General features: G+C 38.0%; 20 protein-coding genes. 7 read left to right on the top strand and 13 right to left on the bottom strand.

Annotated features, from left to right (window positions below; all coding sequences use genetic code 11):
• Positions 1 to 135: 135 nt before the first annotated feature.
• The 7 genes from D1B32_RS17440 to D1B32_RS17410 form a co-directional block, all read right to left on the bottom strand.
• A complete protein-coding gene (locus tag D1B32_RS17440) occupies positions 136 to 1,524 on the bottom strand; it encodes a 6-phospho-beta-glucosidase GmuD (protein ID WP_118889996.1) in 1,389 nt (462 codons plus the stop codon).
• A gap of 16 nt (positions 1,525 to 1,540) precedes the next feature.
• Complete coding sequence (locus tag D1B32_RS17435; protein WP_095308300.1) at positions 1,541 to 1,846, bottom strand: PTS sugar transporter subunit IIA; 306 nt, start codon at positions 1,844 to 1,846, stop codon at positions 1,541 to 1,543.
• Positions 1,847 to 1,925: 79 nt separating this feature from the next.
• Positions 1,926 to 3,209 carry a PTS cellobiose transporter subunit IIC gene (celB, locus tag D1B32_RS17430; RefSeq protein ID WP_118889995.1) on the bottom strand — a complete coding sequence of 428 codons (1,284 nt, stop codon included), beginning with the start codon at positions 3,207 to 3,209 and terminating at the stop codon, positions 1,926 to 1,928.
• Between the two features lie 23 nt (positions 3,210 to 3,232).
• Complete coding sequence (locus D1B32_RS17425; RefSeq protein ID WP_095308298.1) at positions 3,233 to 3,541, bottom strand: PTS sugar transporter subunit IIB; 309 nt, start codon at positions 3,539 to 3,541, stop codon at positions 3,233 to 3,235.
• A gap of 226 nt (positions 3,542 to 3,767) precedes the next feature.
• Positions 3,768 to 4,691: a Gfo/Idh/MocA family protein gene (locus D1B32_RS17420; protein ID WP_118889994.1), complete on the bottom strand. Its 924-nt coding sequence runs from the start codon at positions 4,689 to 4,691 to the stop codon at positions 3,768 to 3,770.
• Between the two features lie 198 nt (positions 4,692 to 4,889).
• Positions 4,890 to 6,401: a sodium:solute symporter family protein gene (locus D1B32_RS17415; RefSeq protein WP_118889993.1), complete on the bottom strand. Its 1,512-nt coding sequence runs from the start codon at positions 6,399 to 6,401 to the stop codon at positions 4,890 to 4,892.
• Positions 6,402 to 6,665: 264 nt separating this feature from the next.
• Positions 6,666 to 7,535, bottom strand: a complete 870-nt coding sequence (locus D1B32_RS17410) for an N-acetylneuraminate lyase (protein WP_118889992.1) — start codon at positions 7,533 to 7,535, stop codon at positions 6,666 to 6,668.
• A 177-nt stretch (positions 7,536 to 7,712) separates the two neighbouring features.
• On the opposite strand from D1B32_RS17410, the gene D1B32_RS17405 reads away from it, so the two are divergent.
• The 5 genes from D1B32_RS17405 (at position 7,713) to D1B32_RS17385 (ending at position 11,863) form a co-directional block, all read left to right on the top strand.
• Positions 7,713 to 8,405: a FadR/GntR family transcriptional regulator gene (locus D1B32_RS17405; RefSeq protein WP_118889991.1), complete on the top strand. Its 693-nt coding sequence runs from the start codon at positions 7,713 to 7,715 to the stop codon at positions 8,403 to 8,405.
• A 2-nt stretch (positions 8,406 to 8,407) separates the two neighbouring features.
• Complete coding sequence (locus D1B32_RS17400) at positions 8,408 to 9,079, top strand: FadR/GntR family transcriptional regulator (RefSeq protein ID WP_118890034.1); 672 nt, start codon at positions 8,408 to 8,410, stop codon at positions 9,077 to 9,079.
• A 10-nt stretch (positions 9,080 to 9,089) separates the two neighbouring features.
• Positions 9,090 to 9,974, top strand: coding sequence for an ROK family protein (locus tag D1B32_RS17395; protein ID WP_118889990.1), 885 nt, complete (start codon positions 9,090 to 9,092; stop codon positions 9,972 to 9,974).
• A 17-nt stretch (positions 9,975 to 9,991) separates the two neighbouring features.
• Complete coding sequence (locus D1B32_RS17390; protein WP_118889989.1) at positions 9,992 to 10,669, top strand: N-acetylmannosamine-6-phosphate 2-epimerase; 678 nt, start codon at positions 9,992 to 9,994, stop codon at positions 10,667 to 10,669.
• Between the two features lie 339 nt (positions 10,670 to 11,008).
• Positions 11,009 to 11,863 carry an ROK family protein gene (locus D1B32_RS17385; RefSeq protein WP_118889988.1) on the top strand — a complete coding sequence of 285 codons (855 nt, stop codon included), beginning with the start codon at positions 11,009 to 11,011 and terminating at the stop codon, positions 11,861 to 11,863.
• 78 nt (positions 11,864 to 11,941) lie between these two features.
• On the opposite strand, the gene manA is transcribed toward D1B32_RS17385, so the two are convergent.
• The 3 genes from manA to D1B32_RS17370 form a co-directional block, all read right to left on the bottom strand.
• The gene (manA, locus tag D1B32_RS17380) at positions 11,942 to 12,898 is read right to left on the bottom strand and encodes a mannose-6-phosphate isomerase, class I (protein ID WP_118889987.1); all 957 of its coding nucleotides are present in this window, start codon (positions 12,896 to 12,898) and stop codon (positions 11,942 to 11,944) included.
• A 103-nt stretch (positions 12,899 to 13,001) separates the two neighbouring features.
• Positions 13,002 to 14,963 (bottom strand): PTS fructose transporter subunit IIABC, encoded by a 1,962-nt coding sequence (locus D1B32_RS17375; RefSeq protein WP_118889986.1) that lies wholly within the window; start codon positions 14,961 to 14,963, stop codon positions 13,002 to 13,004.
• A gap of 155 nt (positions 14,964 to 15,118) precedes the next feature.
• Positions 15,119 to 17,035 (bottom strand): BglG family transcription antiterminator, encoded by a 1,917-nt coding sequence (locus D1B32_RS17370; RefSeq protein ID WP_118889985.1) that lies wholly within the window; start codon positions 17,033 to 17,035, stop codon positions 15,119 to 15,121.
• A 367-nt stretch (positions 17,036 to 17,402) separates the two neighbouring features.
• Between D1B32_RS17370 and D1B32_RS17365 the strand changes: the two genes are divergently transcribed.
• On the top strand, positions 17,403 to 18,176 hold the full coding sequence (locus tag D1B32_RS17365; RefSeq protein ID WP_118889984.1) for a SurA N-terminal domain-containing protein: 774 nt from the start codon (positions 17,403 to 17,405) through the stop codon (positions 18,174 to 18,176).
• Between the two features lie 444 nt (positions 18,177 to 18,620).
• On the top strand, positions 18,621 to 19,070 hold the full coding sequence (locus tag D1B32_RS17360) for a nucleoside deaminase (RefSeq protein WP_118889983.1): 450 nt from the start codon (positions 18,621 to 18,623) through the stop codon (positions 19,068 to 19,070).
• 344 nt (positions 19,071 to 19,414) lie between these two features.
• Here D1B32_RS17360 and D1B32_RS17355 read toward each other — a convergent pair whose 3' ends face one another.
• The 3 genes from D1B32_RS17355 to D1B32_RS17345 form a co-directional block, all read right to left on the bottom strand.
• Entirely contained in the window at positions 19,415 to 20,362 is a 948-nt protein-coding gene (locus D1B32_RS17355) for a glycoside hydrolase family 43 protein (protein ID WP_118889982.1), read from the bottom strand.
• 102 nt (positions 20,363 to 20,464) lie between these two features.
• Positions 20,465 to 22,234 (bottom strand): glycoside hydrolase family 2 protein, encoded by a 1,770-nt coding sequence (locus D1B32_RS17350; RefSeq protein WP_118889981.1) that lies wholly within the window; start codon positions 22,232 to 22,234, stop codon positions 20,465 to 20,467.
• A gap of 58 nt (positions 22,235 to 22,292) precedes the next feature.
• Positions 22,293 to 23,840 carry an arylsulfatase gene (locus tag D1B32_RS17345; RefSeq protein ID WP_118889980.1) on the bottom strand — a complete coding sequence of 516 codons (1,548 nt, stop codon included), beginning with the start codon at positions 23,838 to 23,840 and terminating at the stop codon, positions 22,293 to 22,295.
• Between the last annotated feature and the right edge of the window lie 36 nt (positions 23,841 to 23,876).

Below are 23,876 nucleotides of genomic sequence, written 5' to 3'. Positions count from 1 at the left end.
TAAAAGGCTCTGATACCTATGCAGAACCAGAGCCTTTTAGAAAAAAATACTATTATAATGGAATCTTCTATACACCTTTTTTGAGTCCGCATCATGTTCTATAGGATATTCTTTAGAAAAACAATTCAATTCTTATTAAAAGCCGTTACGCTCAGACACTTCTTTGATCCAGTGTGCACTTTTCTTCGGTGTGCGTTCTTTTGTCTTTACATCAACTGAAAAGAACCCATAGCGGTTTTTATAGGCGTTCATCCATGACCAGTTGTCCATAAATGTCCAGAGGTGGTAGCCCTTTGCATTACACCCTTCCTGGATTGCTTGATGCAACCACTTTAAATGCTCACGGATAAAGTCAATTCGGTAGTCGTCCTGGATTTCTCCGTCTTCTAAGAAGCGTTCTTCATTTTGAACTCCCATACCATTTTCTGAGATGAAGGATTCAATATTGCCATAGTTTTCTTTTAGATTAATCATAATGTCATAGATACCTTTTTCGTAAATTTCCCATCCGCGATAAGGATTCATTTTACGACCTGGCATTTCATAGTTATCGAAAAACCAATCTGGCATGAAAGGTCCATAAGGGTTTGGCAAATGTTCCTTTGCTTTTACACGACGTGGCTGATAATAATTGACACCTAGAATATCAGCAGTGTTTGCTTTAATTAGCTCACGATCTCCATTTTCTGTCATAGGTAATTGACCATGTTCACGTAGAATTTCAATTAATTCTTCAGGGTACTCCCCTAAGACAGCTGGATCCAGGAAGCTACGGTTGAAAAATAAATCTGCAATTTGTGATGCTCTTAAGTCAGCAGGGTTTTGACTACGCGGATAAGATGGCGTCAGATTTAAAATGATACCAATTTTTCCTTCGCTAATATCACATGTACGGAAAATCTCCACTGCTTTTGCATGAGCAACCATTGTATGAAAAGCAACTTGTACTGCACGTCTTCCATCGACTACATTAGGATAATGAAAATCATAAAGATAACCGCCTTCTACCGGAACAATTGGCTCGTTAAATGTAAACCATTTGGAAACACGATCACCAAATAGATGAAAAGCTTCTTTGGCATATGCTGCATATGCATCAACAACAGATCTGCTTTCCCAGCCACCTTCTTCTTGTAACTCGAATGGCATATCAAAATGGTATAGGTTTACAAAAGGCTCAACCCCATTAGCAAGCAGTTCATCAATTACATGATTATAGAACTTCACAGCCTCTTGATTTACTTCACCACGTCCACCAGGGATTAGCCGAGACCAGGAGATTGATAAACGGAATGTATTGTGACCAATTTCCTTCATTAATTGGATATCTTCTTTATAACGGTAATAAAAGTCAGATGTGGATTCTGGACCTACACCTTCAAAAAAGCGATTTGGTTCGACTTCGTACCAATGGTCCCAGATATTTTTTCCCTTTCCTCCCGCATTGGCAGCTCCCTCCATTTGCGTTGCCGATGTTGCACTTCCCCACCAAAATCCTTCCGGAAATTTATATTGAACTGACATTTCATATACCTCCTCATTATTTGCTGCGATAGAGTTCAATAAATTCTACTGCTAAATCCCTCACAGTCATAGCGTTCATTAAATGGTCCTGTGAATGAATTAAAATCACATTTACATTTGCCGCTTCCCCATTAGCTTCTTCCTGTAATAGCTTTGTCTGGAAACCATGTGCCTTCGTTAGCTCTTCACCTGCTTCTGCTATTTTTTGATCAGCTTCTTCAAAATTACCCTCTTTTGCATCTTGAATAGCCTCCATCGCACTAGAACGACCATTTCCTGCATATAAAATAATTTGAAATGCAATTTCTGTTATATTATCCATTCGCAGTCACCTCTCATAAGTTGCTAATCTATCATCTTAAGAATAGAGTGGCCCCGCATAATTGGGGCCAATAATCTATCTACTTATTGCTACTTTTCTCTTTCTCATAATAGTTTTTATCCAGAATTTTCAAGAACGGCCACCAGATTACCATTACGACCATTAAATTAAATGCCTGCAGTACTGCACCTTGCCACGCATTGCCTGTTGCTAAAAATCCACTTATCAGCGGCGGTGTAGTCCATGGGACAATAATTCCAGCTGGCTTCGGTACGATTCCAGTTGACATTGCAATATACGTAATAATCGTTATAACAACTGGAGCGATAATCCAAGGAATCAGGACTAATGGGTTCATAACAATCGGCAATCCAAAGATAATTGGCTCGTTTACGTTGAATATGCCCGCTGGCGCGCCAAGCTTCCCTAGCTCTTTTAACTGCCTGCTTCGCCCTATCATAAAGATCAGAATGATAACCGCTAATGTCATACCTGTTCCACCCATACCGACTAAGAAAGTATCAATAAACTGTTTTGTTACAACATTTGGCAACTCAAGACCTGCCTGGAATGCTTGTAAATTTTCATCGTTTAAGGTGTACCAAATTGGATCAAATACAGAGTTTACGATAATCTGACCATGTAAGCCAAAGAACCAGAAAACTTGGATTAAAAGTACTGCAACAATAGTTGCTGGCAAACCACTGCCTAGAGTAGTCAATGGCTGTTGAATAATGGTATAGATAAAGTTCTGTATGGTTTCAAATGGTGTATAGCTGAAAATAATACGAATTATTAAAAATAATGATAACGTTAATGTGATTGGAATTAATGCGCTAAATGATTTAGAAACTGCATCCGGAACGCCTGGTGGCATTTTGATTGTCCAATTTTTCTGAGTAAAAAACCGATATAGCTCAGCAGAAACAAATGCCGTAATGATTCCTAAGAACATACCTTGTGCACCTAAGCTTACTGTTGGAATAACACCTGCCACTCCCTCAAGAACTTGCGGTGTTAAGATTAAAAACGAAGCTAAGGCAGCTGCTCCACCATAAATAGCTTCCAAACCATATTGCTCGGTTAGCTTATATCCAATACCAATAATGACAAACAGACCCATAATACTTAAGGTTGCGGCTGAAGCTGGCCCTAATGCAGTTTGATACGTTGCAAATGCTTCTTCCCCAATCAATTTATCTAAAAATGGCAGATTTGCCAGAACAACGAATATTGAACCAAAAATAATTAATGGTAGTGAAACCATGAAGCCATCACGCAGAGCTGTCAAATATTTGTTATTGTTAAGCTTGTCCGCAATTGGTAACAGTATATTTTCCAAGACCTCCATAAACTTGTTCATTTTTATGCTCCCCCTCTTGGTGACTATTCACCAATTAACTCCAATGCTTTATTTAAAACCGCTTCTCCATCTACGCGACCATAAGCCATGGGATCAATAATGTCTAATGGAACTCCAGCTTTCTCTGCGACTACAGAGAATTTCTTCTTCATAAATCTCATTTGCGGGCCGATTAAAAGAACATCTGCCTTTTCGATTTCAGTTGGTGCCTTATCTTGTGCAACAGCCCAAATATTGACTTCAATCCCTTTCGAAGCAGCTGATTCCTTCATCTTGTTCACTAAAAGACTTGTTGACATTCCTGATGAGCATGCTAATAATATATTTTTCATCTGATAATTCCCCCTGAATTATAATGTAGTTTGTTTTTGAACCTATATTTATCGTACAGCTAAAGCGGTTTCATTAACACGCATTGTTTTTCCTCTTTAAAGAGGAAGTTGTTAAACGCTTTCATTATTTTGTTTTTTTACCAGACACCAAGCAAAAAATAGCAATCTGTTATGAATCATAATAGAATGAAAAACTCCCTACCATCAAGTAAGGAGTTTAGTCAGTTTAAATTCCAGCTTTAGTCAGTAACTCTTCGACAACTAATTGTGATTTTAATCCCTCTACTCCATCGACAAGAAGTTGTGAGTCGTTGGTAACACATTCCACGAAATGTTCAACCGCGTCAACAAATCCTTTTTGCTTTAAGGTCGTTTCCCAGGATGGGGAAGTCTGTATGGTAAGTTTATCTTCTTGAACAGTTTCCATCACATTCAAGTTTTTCACACGAATTAGTGCTCCATCTGTAAGTAACTTTAATTGCTCTAAACTCGTTCCAGCCTTTCGATGCATTGAAAGATTAAATGAAGCTCCATTTTCAGCTTCGAAAACATGCTGAGCAAAAACGAGCTGTTCAGTCAAATTAGTTGTCATCTTTTGATACATCAACTTCAATTCACCACCATGAAACCACCTCATCAAGTCAACGATGTGAATGTAATCGTCAAGCATCGTAAAACGGCAACTCGCCGGACCAATGTTATTTGTACGGTGTTTCTCAACATAAATCGCAGCAGGATCCTCTGCCCTTTGCTTCGCTTCCACATACATCGGTGCAAAACGACGATTAAATCCAACCATTAGTTTTCGACGGTTTTTTTCACTTAACTCAACTAGTTTTTCCGCTTCTTCAACTGTAGCAGCAAGTGGCTTATCCACATAAACATCTTTTCCATTTTTAAGAAGTTCCGATACTACTTCAAAATGGGACTCCGTTGAGCTATGGACAAATACCGCGTCACTTGCTTGTATTAATGCTGACATACTATGAAAATCCTGAATTCGATACTGCTGGCAAATTTGCTTTCTTTTTTTCTCGTTCGGGGAAAAGGCCCCGACAAATTGCCACTTCATTTCTTTCGTTAAAGTTGGTAAATAAGCTTTTTGTGCAATGCCTCCAAGTCCAATCATAGCAATTCTTGGCAATTTCATTTAGACACTCCTTAAATAGGCTTCTTTTATTTATGTTCTTTCATGTTATTTAATATTGGATAAGAATACAAGTACTTAGGTAATGAGAAACATGATTTATGGAATTTCTCGAAACGGTTGCTTTTAATCCATTCATAGATAATAGCAATATGAAAAAAACGAGTAATCACTTCCGTCAGTGATTACTCGATCCTTATTTTAAGCTCCTATTTTTTCTTTTACATACTTTTCATTTTTACTGAATATTGTAAGACCAGTTGTGTTTTTATGGAATTTAGGAAAGAAAAAGCTTGCGATATATCCAAACCCAAATGATGTAAAGAAAGATACCATACTTACAGCAAATGGGGTTAACTCCGTTTGCTGGATAAAGTACGAAGCTATTGCACTTAGGAATAGTCCAACCAATACACCTGGAGCATTTGCTCGTTTCGTGAAGATCCCGAGTGCAAATATACCAGCAATTGGCACACCGAATAATCCGGTTATAGCCAAAAATAAGTTCCATGTTTCTGCACGATTCGTGGAAATGAGATACAAAGCAACAGCTAATCCAAGAACACCAGTAATGATTACTACCCATCTTGCAAGTGCGACATCATTTGTTTTCTTATGATTGAAAAATCGCTGTTTAAAATCAACCAATATACAAGCTGAAATACTGTTAAGACTTGATGAAATGGTAGATTGAGCAGCCGCAAAAATAGCAGCAATTAGTAAACCCGCAACACCTACTGGCAATGAAGTCACAATAAAATATGGAACGATTGCTGAAGTGTTAAACCCATCAGGAAGTGCTTCCACATTACTGTAATAGCTGTAAAGCACCGTTCCCATACCATAAAATATAGGAATTGTGATTAATGCAAGAATTCCATTTGTCCACAAGGATTTATTTGTATCCTTGATAGAACTTGTTGTCTGGTAGCGCTGTACAACATCCTGACTCGCTGTATACTGATGCAGATTATTAAAAATGGAACCAAGGAAAATAATTGGTATTGCTGCAGCTGCAGTACCAAACTGAAAGTTTTGCGCTGTAATAAATTTTTCATTCGAAATCGCATCATTTAATACAGTTGAGAAACCACCATTAACTGCGGATATACCAAGTACAACAACTAATATTGCACCGCCAAGTAGTATAATCCCTTGAATAACATCACTCCAGATTACACCTTCCATACCACCTAAGAATGTGTAGATAATACATAACCCTCCAACAGCTGCAGCAATAAGCACTGGATTAATTTCTGAAACGGAAGTAATGGCTAATGTTGGCAAATAAATAACAATCGCTACACGTCCAATATGAAATAAAACAAATAATAAGCTCCCTATCACCCTTAGTGAAGGGCCGAATCTTTCTTCGAGATATTCATACGCTGTTGTTATATTAAGTTTTCTGAAGAAAGGAATGTAGAAATAAATCAAAATCGGTATAATTGCAAATATTGCAAGGTTTCCTGCTGCATAGGACCAGTCCGTTAAAAATGCCTGCTCTGGAGTAGACATAAATGTAATCGCACTCAAAGTTGTCGCATAAATACTGAAGCCCGCTGCCCATGCAGGAATTTTACCACTTGCTTTAAAGAAGGCATCCGTATCTTTACCGGCCTTTTTCGTGAAGTATAGACCTACGCCAAGCATAGCGATTAAATAAACAACTAATACGATCCAGTTTACTGTACCAAGACCCACTTTTTCCATTATTTTTCCCCCTCTTTGTATGCGCTTAAATATTTATTATTCAAAAAATTAATTGATAGGAAAAGCAGTTCAACTGCTTTTCCTTGTTTGGTCTTAAAGCTTATTTATTTCTTAGAAACTCTTATTCTATTATTATTATTGAAATTCAAGCTTCCTGAGGGTGCATGATTCTGCATAAAAATGCTTTTCGTCTGAGAAGTATGTGTTTTAAACTATTAATTGCTCACTTGTACAGAAAAAATACGAGTACACTTTCGACTTAAATCACAAATTAAAATCTCTCACCAGTTTTTCCACAGCTTCCCTTTTAGCTGGATCAAATGAACTCATTGGCTGCTTCACTGTTCCGGCATCGATGCCCTTCACATTCAATATCTCCTTCAATGTCTGATACAACCCAAGCTCTAAAACTTTTTCTATGATATCGTTCATAACATGCTGCACTTCATAGGCGCTGGCAACTTCTCCCTGCTGCACCATTTCAAAAATTTGTTTTGCAAGATTACCATGGATATTATAGGTACTTCCAATTGCACCGTCTACACCAGAGACCGCACCATATATTAGCATTTCGTCAAATCCTGAATAGATCAGTTTATTTGGGTATTTCTTACGCAGACGCTCTAACATAAAGAAATTGCCATCTGTATATTTAACACCGATAACTTTTTCATTTTGGAAAAGCACATCAAACTGTTCCAATGACATGGATACGCCTGTCAAAGCAGGAATAGCATAAATAATCATATTGTTGCCTGTTGCTTCTATAATCGTTTCATAGTAATTCTTAATCTCGTCAAACGTAAATTTATAATAGAATGGCGTAACAGCTGAAAGACTGTCATACCCCAATTCTGTTGCATACTTCCCAAGTTCCACAGCCTCATCTAGATTAATTGAGCCAACTTGTGCGATTAGTTTAACCGCTCCATTCGTTTCTTCATGTGTAATTTCAAAAATTTTCTTCTTTTGATCGGTTGTCAGCATGAAGTTCTCCCCAGAGCTTCCGTTTACATATAACCCATCAACCTGCTGCACGTCGATATTATTTCTGATTACTTCCCGTAACCCCTGTTCTTTAATTCTTCCCTGATCATCAAAAGGAACGAGTAACGCTGAAAATATACCTTTCATGAAAATTCCTCCTTTAGTTTTAAATTGCTAAAACGCATTCATAAAGTTATAATATTGTCAGACCAATTTTCATTTTCATCATAAAAGGGTTTTCACAAAATGTCAACACTTTTCGTAAGGGGTTTCATTCGAACTATGAAAATATGATATGATTTAGGAAAAAAACGAGGGATCAACGTGGAAATTCAGAAGACTTCTCTAGTAAATATTGTTATCGAAAGAATAAAAAACTCTATTCTAGAAAATAAGTTAAAACCAAATGATAAATTTTTAACGGAAAAGGAGCTTACGGAGCAGCTGAAGGTAAGTCGAACTGTAGTAAGAGAAGCATTAATCTCACTTCAAGCTGTGGGTATTTTAAAGATTAAGCCCGGTGGCGGAATCTACATTGCAGACACGAAGCTTGGAACGATCAATTCCATTTTAAAACATCATTATGAAACATACGGTGTAAAAATAAGGGAATTAATCGAAATTCGAAAGGTCATCGAACTTGGGGCATTGCGCCTGATTATTGAAAAGCAGGTTCCATTGGATATACAACAGCTAAAAGAAATAAATGAGTCCTATCTCCAAGCGATTACAACCAATGGAGATACAAAGAAATTCGATCGTATTTTCCATCAATCCCTTATTAAAGCAACTGATAATGATACCTTTTATGACTTCAGTGAAATTATTCATCAGTACTTTGCTCTCGTAAGAATAGATTTGACAGAGAATCAGGATTCCTTAATAGAATCGTACAAACAGCACAATGAAATTGTTGATGCTATTAAGGATAATGATCTGCTTCATGCACAGAAAACAATGACTGCCCACTTTGAACCTATTTTTACTTTTATTAAGAAAATGGAGGAAGAATCGTGAAAATGGATCCAGTCGATGTGACAGAAAGAAAGTCTCTAAAAAAAACGGTCATACAGGAAATTAAAAAATATATAATCGATCAGCAACTAAAGGCAGGAGACAAACTTCCGACAGAGCGTACATTTACTATGATGTTCGGGGTAAGCAGGTCTGTAGTCAGAGAGGCCTTAAGTTATCTCGAAAATACTGGGGTTGTTACAACAACACAGGGAAAAGGTGCATTCATAAATGAATCAAACATAGAAAATCTTCTAAACAGCTTTTTTTTCCTTTGGCAAGTTAATGATGGACAAATCGAGGACATATTAAGCTTAAGAATCATTTTTGAGTCAAGTGCCATTGATGAAATAATTCGGCAAAATCAAATGGACGAACTAACTGAATTAAAACATAGGGTGGATGACAGTAAAAACTGCCAATCATTGGAGGAATTCAGAGAAGCGGATATTGCTTTTCATAAGCATCTTCTAGAAGCAACGAATAATAAGCTGTTTATTCAAATGACAAACATGATTACAACCTATTTTTTCGAAACGGAATATATTGAAATGACGATAGACGAATATCAAAAAGCTGCATCAGAGCATTTACAAATTGTAAAAGCAATGATGAAAGGAAATGCCGAGCAAGCAAAAGCATTACTCACAAGACATATTCAAAACACAAAGGTATAGGGGGCTTCATATGGGGATTTACCTATCCATTGATATTGGAGGTACATACATTAAATATGCCCTGATGGATGAGCAGCATAGACTTTATAACCATCAGAAGATGGAAACACCCGTAAATATCAATCATGCCATTTTAAAACAGATTGAAACAATAGTAGAGAACACAACAGCTCAGTACGAGATTGATGGAGTCGGCATCAGCACCGCAGGGATTGTAGACAGAACGACAGGGGAAATAATTTACGCTGGACCGACCATTAAAGACTATAAAGGTACAGCTTTCAAATCTTTGCTGAATGATAAATATAAGCTGCCAGTACATGTTGAGAATGATGTAAATGCAGCACTGCTCGGAGAAATTTGGAAAGGTGCTGCCAGAAATCAAAATAACGTTGTTTGCATTACCTTGGGTACAGGAATTGGCGGTGCACATTATGATCATCAACTAAAGGATGGATTTAATTATCAGGCAAATTCAGTGGGATATTTATTGTATGACCCAGAAACACGAACAAACTATGAAGAACGCGCATCAACAGCTGCTTTACATAAGAGAATAGAAAAAGAATTAGGAACCGAATTCTCAGTAAAATCCGCTTTTGAACATGCGAAAAATGGAAATGAATCCTGTATTTCCATTATTGTATCCTGGGCAAAAGAAGTAGCAAAAGGACTAGCGCAAATTATTTTAATATCAGACCCAAAATGCATTCTAATAGGTGGTGGCGTTTCAGCTCAAGATGATTATCTTCTCAAACAGATTCAAAATCAGCTCGAAGTATTCCTACCAGATAATTTCCTGAAAACGGAACTGAAGATAGCTGAATTATTTAATGACGCTGCATTATATGGAGCTGTGTATCCTTTTTTTAATACGAAAAATAACACTTTTTGAATAGGAGGAAGTAAGATATGCTAGAAAAAATAAAAGGAAATTTGATTGTGTCCTGTCAGGCATTACCTGATGAACCATTACATAGTTCATTTATTATGTCCAAAATGGCATTAGCAGCATTACAAGGTGGAGCAAAAGGCATTCGAGCCAACTCTAAAGCGGATATTATCGCAATTAAAAAAGAAGTCGACCTGCCAGTAGTAGGTATTGTAAAACGTGATTATGAAGATAGCTCTGTCTTTATAACTGCAACTTATAAAGAAATAGACGAATTAATAGAGAGCGACTGTGAAATGATTGCAATGGATGCGACAAACAGGAAGCGCCCAAATAATATTGAACTTGCAGAGCTTGTGAGCTATACACGGGAAAAGAATAGTAAAATCCAGCTCATGGCCGATATTGCTACACTCGAGGAGGCTGTTCAGGCAGAGCAACTTGGGTTTGACTGTATATCCACTACCTTGCATGGTTACACCGAAATAACAAAAGGCAAAAAGCTTTACCATGATGACTTTAAATTTTTGAAGGATGTTTTGGAACATGTGAACATACCGGTTATTGCTGAAGGAAATGTGATCACACCAGAAATGTACAAACGTTGCATGGAACTTGGCGCATATTCCAGTGTCGTTGGTGGAGCGATTACAAGACCGAAAGAAATTACGAAACGTTTTATTGAAATGATGGCGTGATAATCAAGTAGGATAGATTAATACCCCCTCACAGCCCGGTGTGGATTTCCCCATACCGGGGTTTCTAAAAATTGGTTCGCAGTATTGCGTAGTTCTTTAACAACAACCCCGAAAATCTGAATTAATAGATTTGGAGCTTTTAAACTTTTCACAAATGACATCGTTCTTTTGACTTCTGCTACTTAACACTAACTCCTCCTTGGTTAAGTAATTTAGATTATAGATTTGAATCTACCTTTATAGTGGTTTTTACAATAACATTAATGCTACTCTTAGTGTTAATGTACGTTTATGTTGTTATTTTATAATGATAAAAATATTATTTAGGGGAGGAACGACATGCTTATAGGCGGAATTGAAGCAGGTGGTACTAAATTTGTATGTGCTGTTGGTGATGAATCTGGAAATATTCTAGACAAGATAACTTTCCCTACAGAAGAACCAGATAAAACACTGGATGCAGCAAAGCAATTCTTCAACAAACATGATATCCAAGCACTAGGAGTGGGAAGCTTCGGCCCTGTTGATTTGAATAAAAAAAGCAAAACATTTGGAAGCATTTTAAATACACCAAAACTAAAATGGAAGCAGTTCCATCTTTTAGATCAGCTAAAACAAGATTATAATGTACCAATAACGTTAGATACAGATGTCAATGCTGCAGCACTAGGAGAATACAAATATGGTGCTGCCAAAAATGTTGCTAGTGTCCTTTATATCACTGTAGGAACTGGCATTGGAGCAGGGTTTGTGAAAGACGGCCAAACTTATATTGGCAAAAGCCATCCCGAAATGGGCCACATCTTTATTCAACAAAGAAAAGACGATAATTTTGAGGGTAACTGTCCTTACCATGGTACCTGTTTAGAAGGTTTGGCTTCAGGACCAGCGATTGAAAAACGCTTTGGTAAAAAAGGAGATTTATTAGGAGCAGATCATATTGCATGGGAAATAACAGCAGATTATTTAGCACAAGCAATCATTAATTATCTTCTTATTCTTTCTCCTGAAAAAGTGATTATTGGTGGCGGCGTGATGAAACAAAAGCAGTTGTACCCGCTTATCCGTAGAAAGGTACTGGAGTTTTCGAATGCTTATATGGAACTTGAAAATTTGGACGAAATGATTGTAACCCCTAAATTAAATGATGAGCAGGGGATTAAGGGTGCTATTGCGTTGGCTTTGTTGGGGTGAATGGGAAAAAGCTGTTGCTATGTGTTTGCAACAGCTTTTATAGTGTAAAAAATCAAATTTTAACAGGACTTGTTCCCTCTAGGAATGCGAAACAACCAGCTCTGCTTCCCCAGAAAGCTCATACGCTCCAACACGATGAGGAATGACAAAGTGACTCCCCTTCCCTATTTCAAAATCTTGACCATTCACTGTTAGCTTTGCTTTACCGGCAATTACACTAACCTGTAAAAAGTCTTTGTCCATGTCGAGCGAAGCCTTCCCCTTTAAATCCCAGTGATACACAGAAAAATACTTCTCTCCCACTAATTTCTTAACTGTTAAATCATCTACGGCATTTTCGGTTTGTTCCACCTCTGCATCTTGATGTGGAACTGTTGTTACCTGCTTTGCACGTTCCAAATGCAACTCACGTTTATTTCCTGCTGCATCTGTCCGATCATAGTCATAGACTCGGTACGTAATGTCTGAACTCTGCTGTATTTCCAAGATTACGATTCCCTTACCAATTGCATGAATCGTACCACTTGGCACATATACAAAGTCTCCAGCTTGTACACTGACACGTCGTAACAACTGATCCCATTCGCCACGATCAATCATATCTTCAAGTTCTTCTCGTGTCGTTGCATGATGTCCCAACACAAGCTCTGCACCCTCTTCTGCACTTAAAACATACCAGCACTCTGTCTTTCCATATGGTACATCTTCTACCTCTTGTGCAAATTGATCATTCGGGTGTACTTGTACAGATAAGTCATCAGCTGCATCTAAAACTTTTACCAATAAAGGATAAGCACCATCATTGTCTTTACCCTTATTAAATAATTCACCATGTTCCAGCCAAGCATCTGCTAACGTCTTTCCCTTTAATGGACCATTCTCTATAACGCTTGGCCCATTCGGATGAGCAGAAACAACCCATGCCTCGCCAGTGTGTTCATAAGGAATCTCATAATTAAATTGTGTATTTAACTTTTGTCCACCCCAGATTCTTTCTTGAAATACAGGTTGTAGAAAAATAGGTTCGTTATACATAGCGTCCTCCATTAATCGTAATTTTTCTTTTATGTACAGTGTCATTCTAACATAAGAGGAACAGAAGAAAACACAAGGTTCTCTTCTGTCATTTTAGTTCCAATTAGCTTATCGTATCTAATAACTCATAAGCTTCTTCTGAACTGTGCACATTCAATAGTTGCTCTCTAAATGCATCATCCATCAATTTACGTGATAACATTTGTAAAATCTTTAAATGAGCGTCCCCTGCACTTTCCTCTGGTACTGCAATCATAAAAATTAGCTTCGCTTCTGTTCCGTCTAAACTCTTCCAGTCAACACCGTCTCGCTTAATCCCAAATGCTACCGCAGGGCGTTTTACTGTATTAGACTTACCATGCGGGATAGCAATATTCATACCAAGTCCTGTTGTGCTTTGACTTTCGCGATTTAAAATTGCTTGTCTAAAAGCTTCCTTCGAATTTAAAATTCCGGATGCATCAAACTTTTCAATTAGCTCATCAATCACATCATCACGAGTTTCACCAGCTAAATCCGTTTCAATTAAATCAACATTCGTAATAGAAGTTAGCTTATTGATTTCTTCCATTTCAACTTCTTCTTCAACTTCTTCAGGAGCAGACGCTTGTTGTACTTCCTCATTTGTGTCACGGAGCGTACCACCGCCAGCAACTGCAACAGCTGGCTCACCAACCACGTCTTTCTTCAAGAAGTTAACCATAAATGCCGTAACAATAACCCCAACAATTGCTGCAATAAAGAACATCACCACATTATTTACGGCACCTAGTACAGCTACAATTGGACCACCATGTGCAACTCTGCCACCTACACTGCCAATCATCGCAATAACGGATCCGGCCATTGAACCTACAACAATACTTGGGATTACACGAAGTGGATCTTGTGCTGCGAATGGTATTGCACCTTCAGTGATTCCGAATAGCCCCATTGTAAACGAAGCTTTTCCAGCTTCTCTTTCATTATCCAGATATTTTTTCTTATTCAGCATCGTTGCCAGTCCCATTCCGATTGGAGGAATACAGATAGCAACAGCAATTGGTCCCATAATTTCATAGTTACCTTCAGCTATCATGGCAGAGCCAAATAGGAAAGCAACTTTATTGAATGGTCCTCCCATATCTACTGCAATCATTGCACCGAGAATAAGTGCCAGCAAAATCGAGCTTGCACCCTGCATCCCAGCAAGCCATACAGTTAACGCTTCAAAAACCTGTGCAACTGGTGCGCCAATAACAAAGATAAATAATAGTCCAACGATAACCGATGCAATAATCGGGATAAATATGATAGGCATGACAGGTAGAACAGCTTTTGGTACTTTAATTTTCTTAATAGCAAGTGCGACATAACCAGCTAGAAAACCTGCAATAATTCCGCCGATAAACCCTGCTCCGGCTTCACTTCCGTAAAAACTTCCGTTAGCAGCAATATAACCACCAATCATACCTGGAACAAGCCCTGGTCGATCAGCAATACTTACAGCAATGAACCCTGCTAATATTGGAACCATAAACATAAATGCCGTACCACCAAGGGATTCAATTTGTTTCCAGATCGAATCTTCCGGTATCACGATTCCACCTGGAGTTTGCTCTCCGCCAAGCGTCAATGCAATCGCAATCAATAAACCACCAACAACAATAAATGGAACCATATAGGAAACACCATTCATTAAATGTTTATAAATAGGATTTTCTTTTTTCTTACGTTCGTTTTTAATATTTGCTGCATCCCTTAATTCAGGACGATATATAGCAACATCACCACTTTGAATCCGTTCAATCAATTCCTTTGGTTTACGAATTCCATTCTGTACACCTGTCACAATCAGTTTCTTCCCTATAAAACGTTCCTTTGATACCTCTTTATCAGCAGCAATAATAATTGCATCTGCTTCTTCGATATCTTGATCTGTTAATGGGTTCTCTACACCAATTGACCCTTGTGTCTCCACTTTTATATCAATACCCATTTCTTCGCCTGCTTTTTGTAAATTTTCAGCAGCCATGTACGTATGGGCAATTCCAACTGGACAAGCTGTCACAGCTAATACTTTCATTGTGTGTCCTCCTCTTTAAGAAGTAATCGCTTTCTAAACTTATTATAACCCTGCCTTGTCCATGAATAAGTTTTTATTTTTACCAGAACTAGTGGTAATAAATGATTAATTAGATTTCACTATACAAAAAAAAAAAAGCAGGCATAATAACCTACTCACTTCTCTAAAACGTCTATAAATGCGTGCATGTCCTGCGTATCTGCTAATTCCTTTCCCAGTAATGGATCTTCACTGATTCCTGCAATTTGTCCAATAACTTCCCTCGTTATTTTATGATCGACATTTGCTATAGCAAGCATGAAGACAACAGATACAAATTCATTTCCCCATTCAGTCGGCTTCTCCAAAATAGCTACTGCAATCGCTGATTTATGAATCAGATTTGGATCAGCATGAGGGATAGCAATACCTCCGCCAATTGCGGTTGCTGATTTTCTTTCTCGAAGTAACGCATTATGCGTAAAGTTTTCCTTTACATATCCTTTTTGAATCAGTGCATTTCCAAGTAGTTCAACTACCTCATAACGATGTTCATTGTCCACACCTAAGAAAAACAAATCATTAGAGATTAATTTTTGAAGTGAAGAGCCTCCACTTTTAACAACCTTATGATCTAACTCATCTATAAACTGGCTAAGCTTTTCCTTATCTTTTGTCTCCAAGAGGGGAGATATAATGATATAAGGCATCTCCACTTTTTCTAGTGGAACCGTAGATATAATAAAGTCTACTTGTTCTTTCTTTAAAACTTTATCTACCTCTGCTTTACTTACACAAGCGGCAATTTCTATCCCCTTATAATTTTGGGTAATCTTAGCTTCAAGTAAATGAGACATACCTACTCCCATATGGCAAACTATTAAGGTCCTCCTACGTTTACTTTTGGAACCTTCCATTCTTTCTATAGAAGCCTGAAAATGTAAAACGAGATATGCAGCCTCATCCTCTTTAATATCAAGGTTATGCGTCTGTTTTACCTCTCCTAATGTTAGAATAACCATGCTAAACATGTAGGGATACATCTTTTTAATTTCAGATAACATTGGGTTTGTAATGGGAAAACCATATCGGATGCGATTAATCACTGAATGCATATGCACAACTAAACCGCTTTCTAATACTGCATCTTTTTCAAATGGAAACAATGTTAATTTGCTTAGCTTCCTAGTAAGGCTAGATACTACCTCCAGCAAAAAGTCATCGGAACTTAATTTATCTGTCCCGCTGGTTTCTGTCACCTTACTGCTTATAAGATGCCATGTAAAATAAACACGTTCATCCTCAGGGAAAGAAATCCGAAATATCACTTCCAATTGTTCAAAAAAAGAGGCAGCATAACGATATTCTTCCTGACCAAAAACATGCACTTTTTCTTCCTTAGGAACAAGAACAGGCGATTTTTGTCTCGTACGTTTCAGCATGATGAGAGCATGTACAAGGAGACTCTCCATTGCTTCATCTGTAAAAGATAATTGATAGTTCAGCCGCAGATCACGCAACGCTTTCTTAACTGTCGCAATCTCATGAGGCAAAAATAAATCAAGGACGTAATTTCGATCGGCTGTTGAAACTAGTAGCGGCAGCCGCGATAACGCTTGGCGTTTCTGCAATTCTGTTCCCTTAATCATATGCCCAAGACCTGGTTTAGAAATCAATTTTAAATCAAAAGATGCTGACCAAAGCTCTATGTTTTCCAATTCTTTCTTTATAACAGTCTTTGCCGCATAATATTTATCTACAAAGGCTTGGATAGTAATTGGATAATTACTCGTGAGTAATTGAAAAGCAATTTCAATAATTCGTTCTCCCTTGTCTTGGAAAGGAGACGTTGATAAAAGCAAATGCAATACTTCAAGGCGTTCCGCTTCATCCATTTCGAGCGTAATGCCAACACCTGGTTTTCGCTTGATATTACCTCTTGAAATCTCCGGTAAATATAAATCAATTTGGTTTAAATCATTACGCACCGTTTTTTCAGAACAATCCAGGCGCAAAGCAAGTTCTTGGATAAGCAGCGGGACTTGATATTCAGTTAAAAGTATTTTTAGTAGTTCTTTTTGTCGCTCATTCATCGTTTATCTACTCCTATGTATGAGTTTAGCTAATAGGTGATCGAGAAGCAATGAATATCTATCGGAAGATTTTTTCTATATTTATCGTTTAAAGTCCGAGTACCACCATAGCTAAACTCATTTGGTATTAACTCCAGCTTAATCCTATATTGAACGACTTTCCCAAATAAAAGAATGCTTTAAAAAAACTGCTACTATCCATTTGTATTACATCCGACTCAGTTAGTACTTAGTCAATTCCCCCTTGTAATAATCCAGTTTCAATGAATATCCTTTGACAGATAAACATTCTTTCAGCTATCGTTAGTACAATCAATAATGTTATGTTACACTAAACCAAATCTTCGAAATGAAAGGAGAATGTTATATGAGTAAAAAATGGTTATTAGGTTTATCCCTTGCCTTATCCGTACTTGTAATAACTGCTTGCAGTAATGGAGATGAGGCAGCTGAAGACAATAAAGAGGAAACAAACACACAAGAAGAATCTCAAGGAGAAGGGGAAGGTGCTGAACAGCCGGAGATGCCTCAAGCTGACTTGGAAGGTATCCCTGAAGTAGTTGCAGAAGTAAATGGAGAAGAAATAAGCAAGGAAGAATTTGAAACTACGTACCAAGCGCAATTTCAGCAAATGGCTATGCAGTCTCAGATGACTGGACAAGAGCTTGATCAGGATCAATTAAAAAAGCAAATTGCAGAAAGTATGATTGGTTCGGAACTGCTCATACAGGAAGCGGACAACCGTGGTTTTACTGCTTCGGAGGAAGATGTCAATAAAACAGTGGATGATTTAGTAAAACAAAATGGGCTTCAATCGAAGGAAGAGTTCATGACCGCTCTTGAAGAACAAGGTCTCCCTGAAGAAGAGGTAATGACCCAGGTTGAAACGCAAGTAAAAGTGGATCAACTTATTGCAGACGAGTCTGGTGACACAAAGCCAACAGAGGAAGAATTAAAAGAAGCTTATGATCAAATGAAAACTCAACAGGAGCAAATGGGTGGAGAGGAAGCAGAAGTCCCATCTTTTGAAGAAATGAAACCTAATCTTGAAGAACAACTCAAAATGCAAAAAGAAGGCGAAGCAGCTCAAAAGCTTGTTGAGGAACTGCGGAAAAACGCAGACGTCACTGTCAATATATAATCTAATAAAACCAGGTTCCTTTTCGGACCTGGTTTTATTATGTGTGTGTATAGCCAATGAGTAGTTATAGAGCTGCTTCCCTTTTACTCGGAAAGAATAATATAAAATAATCGGCTAACCAGGAGAGAAAAACTCGCAAGTGTTAGTAAGCTTCATGTGTATTTAGCGCTGGAGTTGGACATGCCCATTTTTGAAAAGGAATGGTAAACAGACAATTTTTATACTTTCCTACTTCGGAAAAGAGGTAACTATGGGATCCTTATATCCACATACATTGGACCATTTCAAACATAAAATCGTTGTATTGCACGATGATCCTTCAGGTATTCTAAATGGATAGTAAAGCCGTTTCTCCAACACGCCCTGTTATCGATTTCAAAAAATTGAAATCCACATAAAACTTAAGTACAGTAAAGTTAAACGATACATTCATGGAGGTTTAATATGGACAAATTCATGGAACGAGCAATTGAACTAGCGACAGAAAATATTCAAGAGGGTGGACAGCCATTTGGTGCTGTACTCGTAAAAGAGAATAACATCATAACTGAAGGCGTAAATGAACTGCACAAAACATTTGATGTTAGTGGCCATGCAGAGTTACTTGCTATCCGACGTGCGCAAGCTAAATTACAAACGAACAATCTATCTGGTTATACGATGTACGCGAGCGGTGAACCTTGTCCAATGTGTTTAACTGCGATGTACTTTGCGGGAATCGAACAGGTATTTTATTGTGCAACCGTTGAAGAAGCGGCTGAAGTTGGGTTAGGTAAATCAAAGGAAATCTATGATGATCTTAAAAAAGCAAAAACAGAACGCACCTTATCAATGAGACGAATGCCATTGCGTGAAGGGCAAGTAGATCCAATGAAACTCTGGGAGGAGACATAATTAGTTGAAATATCAGCTAATCCTATCTTAATACGAATATAATTTTTGATATTTTTTCCCATTTTATTGATATGAAAATCTCTAGTTCCTGATCGTAATCAGGGATCCTGTTGCTGTTTTTTTTAGAATTATGCTTGGATTCGACTTATCAAAAAGATTCTGCTCTAAACGAGGATAAACGTCCGTTCTTTCTGCCCATTTACAAGGCCCGATGTTATAAATTTCCCATTCGTCTTCATATTAAATAGCGAAGATCCATAAAAAAGACAGTTACTCTGCCTTCTTATGGATCTTAATCTTCATTTATTCTTGACCTTATTAACATATAATCAATTAAAACCTATCTAATCCTCTCCAGACGGAACAGGTATCAAATCGTCAGTTGCTAACGGAATACCAAATTCTGGTGTTCCATCAGCTTTCCAGTAAATCTTTTGGATTCGAGTACTGCGTTGCCCTCCCCCTTCTGATTCAGGAATAGCATGGTAAACGATCCAATCTTCTGTCCCATCTGGTGACTCTACAAAACTATTATGTCCTGGTGCAAACACTTTATTTTCCAAACTTTTCTTAAAAACCGGCTGTGTTGATTTTTCCCAAGCACTTGGTTTCATAACATCTGAATTAGCAGATAGAGTTAACATTCCTAACGAATAATCATCTGACCATGTGGCACTGGCTGAGTAAACCAGGAAAAGTTTAGATTTCCTTTTTAGTATGACGGGGCCTTCATTTATCGCCATACCCCCTTGCATTTCCCATTCATATTCTGGTTTCGTTAACATTACATTTTCACCAGTCAACGTCCATGGGTCAGTCATTTCAGCAATATAAAGCGCTGATCCATAAGCAGGAAAATGCCCATATCCCGCATAAACAAAATATAATTGATCCTTATATTCGAAAACTGTACCATCCAGTCCAGGGTATTCTGTATTTACATATCCGCGTTCAATCCATTGACCTGTAAAAGGATCCTCGGAGTTATTTTCCAGAACAAATATTTTACGTGATTCATCATCGCCAACTCCATCATTTGCAGTAAAATAAACGTACCATTTCCCGTTTATTCTATGAATTTCCGGTGCCCATATATTCTTGCTGTTTATTCCTGCTAATGGAGGAGTCCAGATGGTCTTACACTCTCCTTTGGAAATCCCGCTCAATGTGCGGGATTTCCATAAATCGAGCCTATTGCCTATGGTAATCATTAAATAATACATATCATTTTCTTTATAAACCCATGGGTCAGGACCGGGATCTAATAATGGATTCTTAAACGTTTTCCCCATGCAGTACTTCCTTTCGTATAGCTATTACATTTTTTGTAGCAGCATTATTTAATTACAGTTAAGGATTGTTCAAGAATACCTGAACAATCCTTCTGGTTATTACTATTTAATGGAATCATTAATTTCCTTTATCTTTTTCAGTTCAATTTTTGGTGTTCGATCTTCTTTCAATAATCCATTAATCTCCTGCTGTACATCTGTTGTCTGTGTATAGCAGTATCCAGAAATATACGGAATTGATTTTATTGCATCTGTGATATTGCGGTATCTGGTTAGAAATTCCTCCTCTGTATTCACTTGATTCCCGTATCCCCAGCCGCTTTCATCATTAAAGGCAATTCCGCCATATTCTGTTATCATAACTGGCTGACCTTTATATTCATATCCTTCTGCAAATGCATACTTTCCTTTGTTATGAGGTATTTCATTATTTACTATTCTATTTTTATCTTTATAACGTTCTAAAAATGCTTCCCCAAACTCTTCATAATCATGAAGGGCAATAATATCTGAAACGGTGTGTTCCCACCCATCGTTCACGATAACCGGGCGATTTGGATCAATTGCCTTTGTTAAGTAGTAAATTGATTCTGTAAATGCTTGCTGCTTTTTATCCTTTAATATATTTGGCACACCCCATGATTCATTGAATGGGACCCAAGTCACAATAGATGGATGATTATAATGCTGCTGAATGATTTCCAGCCATTCTTTCGTAAAATTATCTACTGCTTCATCAGAAAACTCATATGTAGCAGCCATTTCAGACCATACAAGCAATCCCTTTTTATCGCACCAATATAAGAAGCGTTCATCTTCAAGCTTTTGATGTTTGCGTACGCCGTTAAAGCCCATCTGAATTGTCTTCTCAATATCCTCCAGCATTGCTTCATCGGATGGAGGTGTAAGCATCGTATCTGTCCAGTATCCTTGATCCAATAGTAATTTTTGGTATATTGGTACATTATTAAGAAGTACTTGACCATCTTTAATAGAAATTTTTCGCATGCCGAAATATGAATTTACTTCATCTACCAATCTGCCATTTTCATAGAGTCTAAATGTAACATCATATAAATTCGGTTGTTGCGGTGACCAATGCATTACTTTCCATTCATGTATCTCAGAAAGAAGATCCACTGCAAAACTCATTTTTGAACGATCTGGTGTTATCGAAAATTGCTTAACTCTTTCACCCGAAAAGCTGATTATTGTTTCCACATACCAATCCTCATTAAATGAACCATTCAATGTATAGTCAAAATTAACAGAATGTGTATCCACATCAGGAGTAATTTTTACATTATCAATACTAGCTTCCTCCAGGAATTCCAGCCAAACACTTTGCCAAATCCCTGTAGTCTGTACATACCAGCATCCGAAGTTTTCGTCTTTCCACCGCTGTTTTCCTCTTGGCTGATAGCAGCTCATACTGTCTTCCGCTTTAACAACAAGTTCATTCTTTTCATTATAATCAATCGCATCCGTAATATCGAAATTAAAAGAAGAATTACCACCAACATGATTTCCGATATATTTACCGTTTACCCATACCTTTGTTACATAATCCGATGCTTGAAATCTCAAAATTACCCGTTTTCCTATTTCTTCCTCTGGAATTTCAAACGTTCTTTGATACCAAACATAGGGATGAAAAGCTTCTTCTCCAATTCCGCTCGCTTTTGTTTCATACGTAAACGGTACTTGAATATCTGTTGTAAAGCTTGGCTCATTCGACCATTGCTGTTTCTCGCCAATATTTTTGTCATCAAATGCAAATTTCCATGTTCCATTCAGATTTAACCATGAATCTCTTTGAAATTGCGGACGTGGATATTCTGTCCTCTGATATGTTGCAGTTGTTTGTGTCATTTATATTCTCCTATTCTATGATTTAATATTGTTTTGATTGATAGCGTTTACCTAAAAGTTAATTCTCCAATTTAACGCGGGGGTATACATCGGTCTTCTCAGCCCATTCTTTCCACGTTGCTTTCATCTTTTCCACGAGCTCAGGATAGTCATTTGCTACATTATTCATCTCTGTCCGGTCGTTATTCATGTTGAATAGCTCCCATTCTCTTTCTTTTATTTTCACAAGCTTCCACTCTCCCTGGCGAATTGCACAATGTTCTTCATGTTCAAAACACAATGTTCGGGTATCTGTTGTCTCTCCCTTGAAAACAGGAAGTAAACTTTCTCCTTCCATCGGCGGTATCTTATTTCCTTGATACTCATCTGGATACTGTGATCCGGTAATATCAACAAAAGTTGCCATAAAGTCAATAAAGTGACCTGGACGATGATCAATCTCTCCGTTTCGCTCAACCTCTGCTGGCCAGTGAACAATCAATGGCGTACTAATTCCTCCTTCATGGGAATAGTGCTTGTACATTCGAAGCGGTGTACTGCATGCATTTGCCCAGCCAGACCCGTAGCTGTGATAGGTTTCTGGACCTCCCATGCGTTCCAAGTCTTCTTTTCGATGCAAAATGTTTGAAGTTGTTTGCCAGTCATCAAATCCCCAAGGATCCCATTCCGCACATGCCCCATTATCCGAGCAAAACAGTATCAGCGTATTTTCAAGTTCATTATGTTCTCGAAGGTTTTCAATCACCCTGCCGACATTCTGGTCCATACGGTCAACCATGGCGGCATAAATCGCCATTCTTCTTACTAGATCTTTTTTACGGTCTGGATCAATCGTTTCCCAAGCTGGATTGACACCGCTAATATTTCGATCCCGATCCCAATATTCTGACCGTGGTGGCAGCTGCATCTCTTCATCCACCTCTTGCAGTTGTTTCATTCGCTCCAATCGTTCTTCCCGTATTTTATCCCAGCCTTTTTCATATAATTTCTCATACTTCTTAATATCTTCTTTCGGTGCCTGAAGCGGAAAATGTGGTGCATTATATGCCAGGTACAGAAAATAAGGCTGTTCCTCACTGCGGGATTCCTCAATAAAATCTAATGCGTGATCTGTAATTGCATCTGTAGCATAAAATTCTCCCTCGGCATAACTTCTTTGCGGTCGATCCTCAGGCAAGCGAACATAGTTCTTCTTGTCCCAAAAACTTGCAAAACCTCCCAATAAGCCATAAAAGTCATCAAACCCGCGTTCAATTGGCATATGTTTCCCTACATGCCACTTTCCTGATAAATAGGTGTGATAGCCACCTTCTCTTAACACTTCTGCAAGGGTGACAGATTGTTCTTTCAAATATCCGCGGTATCCTGGTGTTTCCCGATCCTCATCCATTAACCCTATACCAGCCTGATGTGGATATAATCCGGTTAAAAGAGAAGCTCGGCTCGGACAGCAGCGTGCTGAATTATAAAATTGAGTGAAACGTAACCCATCCTTCGCCAGCTGATCCAGATTTGGTGTATTAATTTCACCCCCATAGCAGCCTAAATCAGAATATCCCAGGTCATCTGTCAAAATCAGTAATATATTTGGCTTGCTTTTTACCATTCCTACCCCTCCAAGTTTGAGAATTGTCACACTGTC

This window comes from Oceanobacillus profundus (assembly GCF_003515705.1).
Lineage (GTDB): Bacteria > Bacillota > Bacilli > Bacillales > Amphibacillaceae > Oceanobacillus > Oceanobacillus profundus.
The sequence above is the reverse complement of the archived record's forward strand: the minus strand, read 5'-3'. Positions and strand labels throughout refer to the sequence as shown.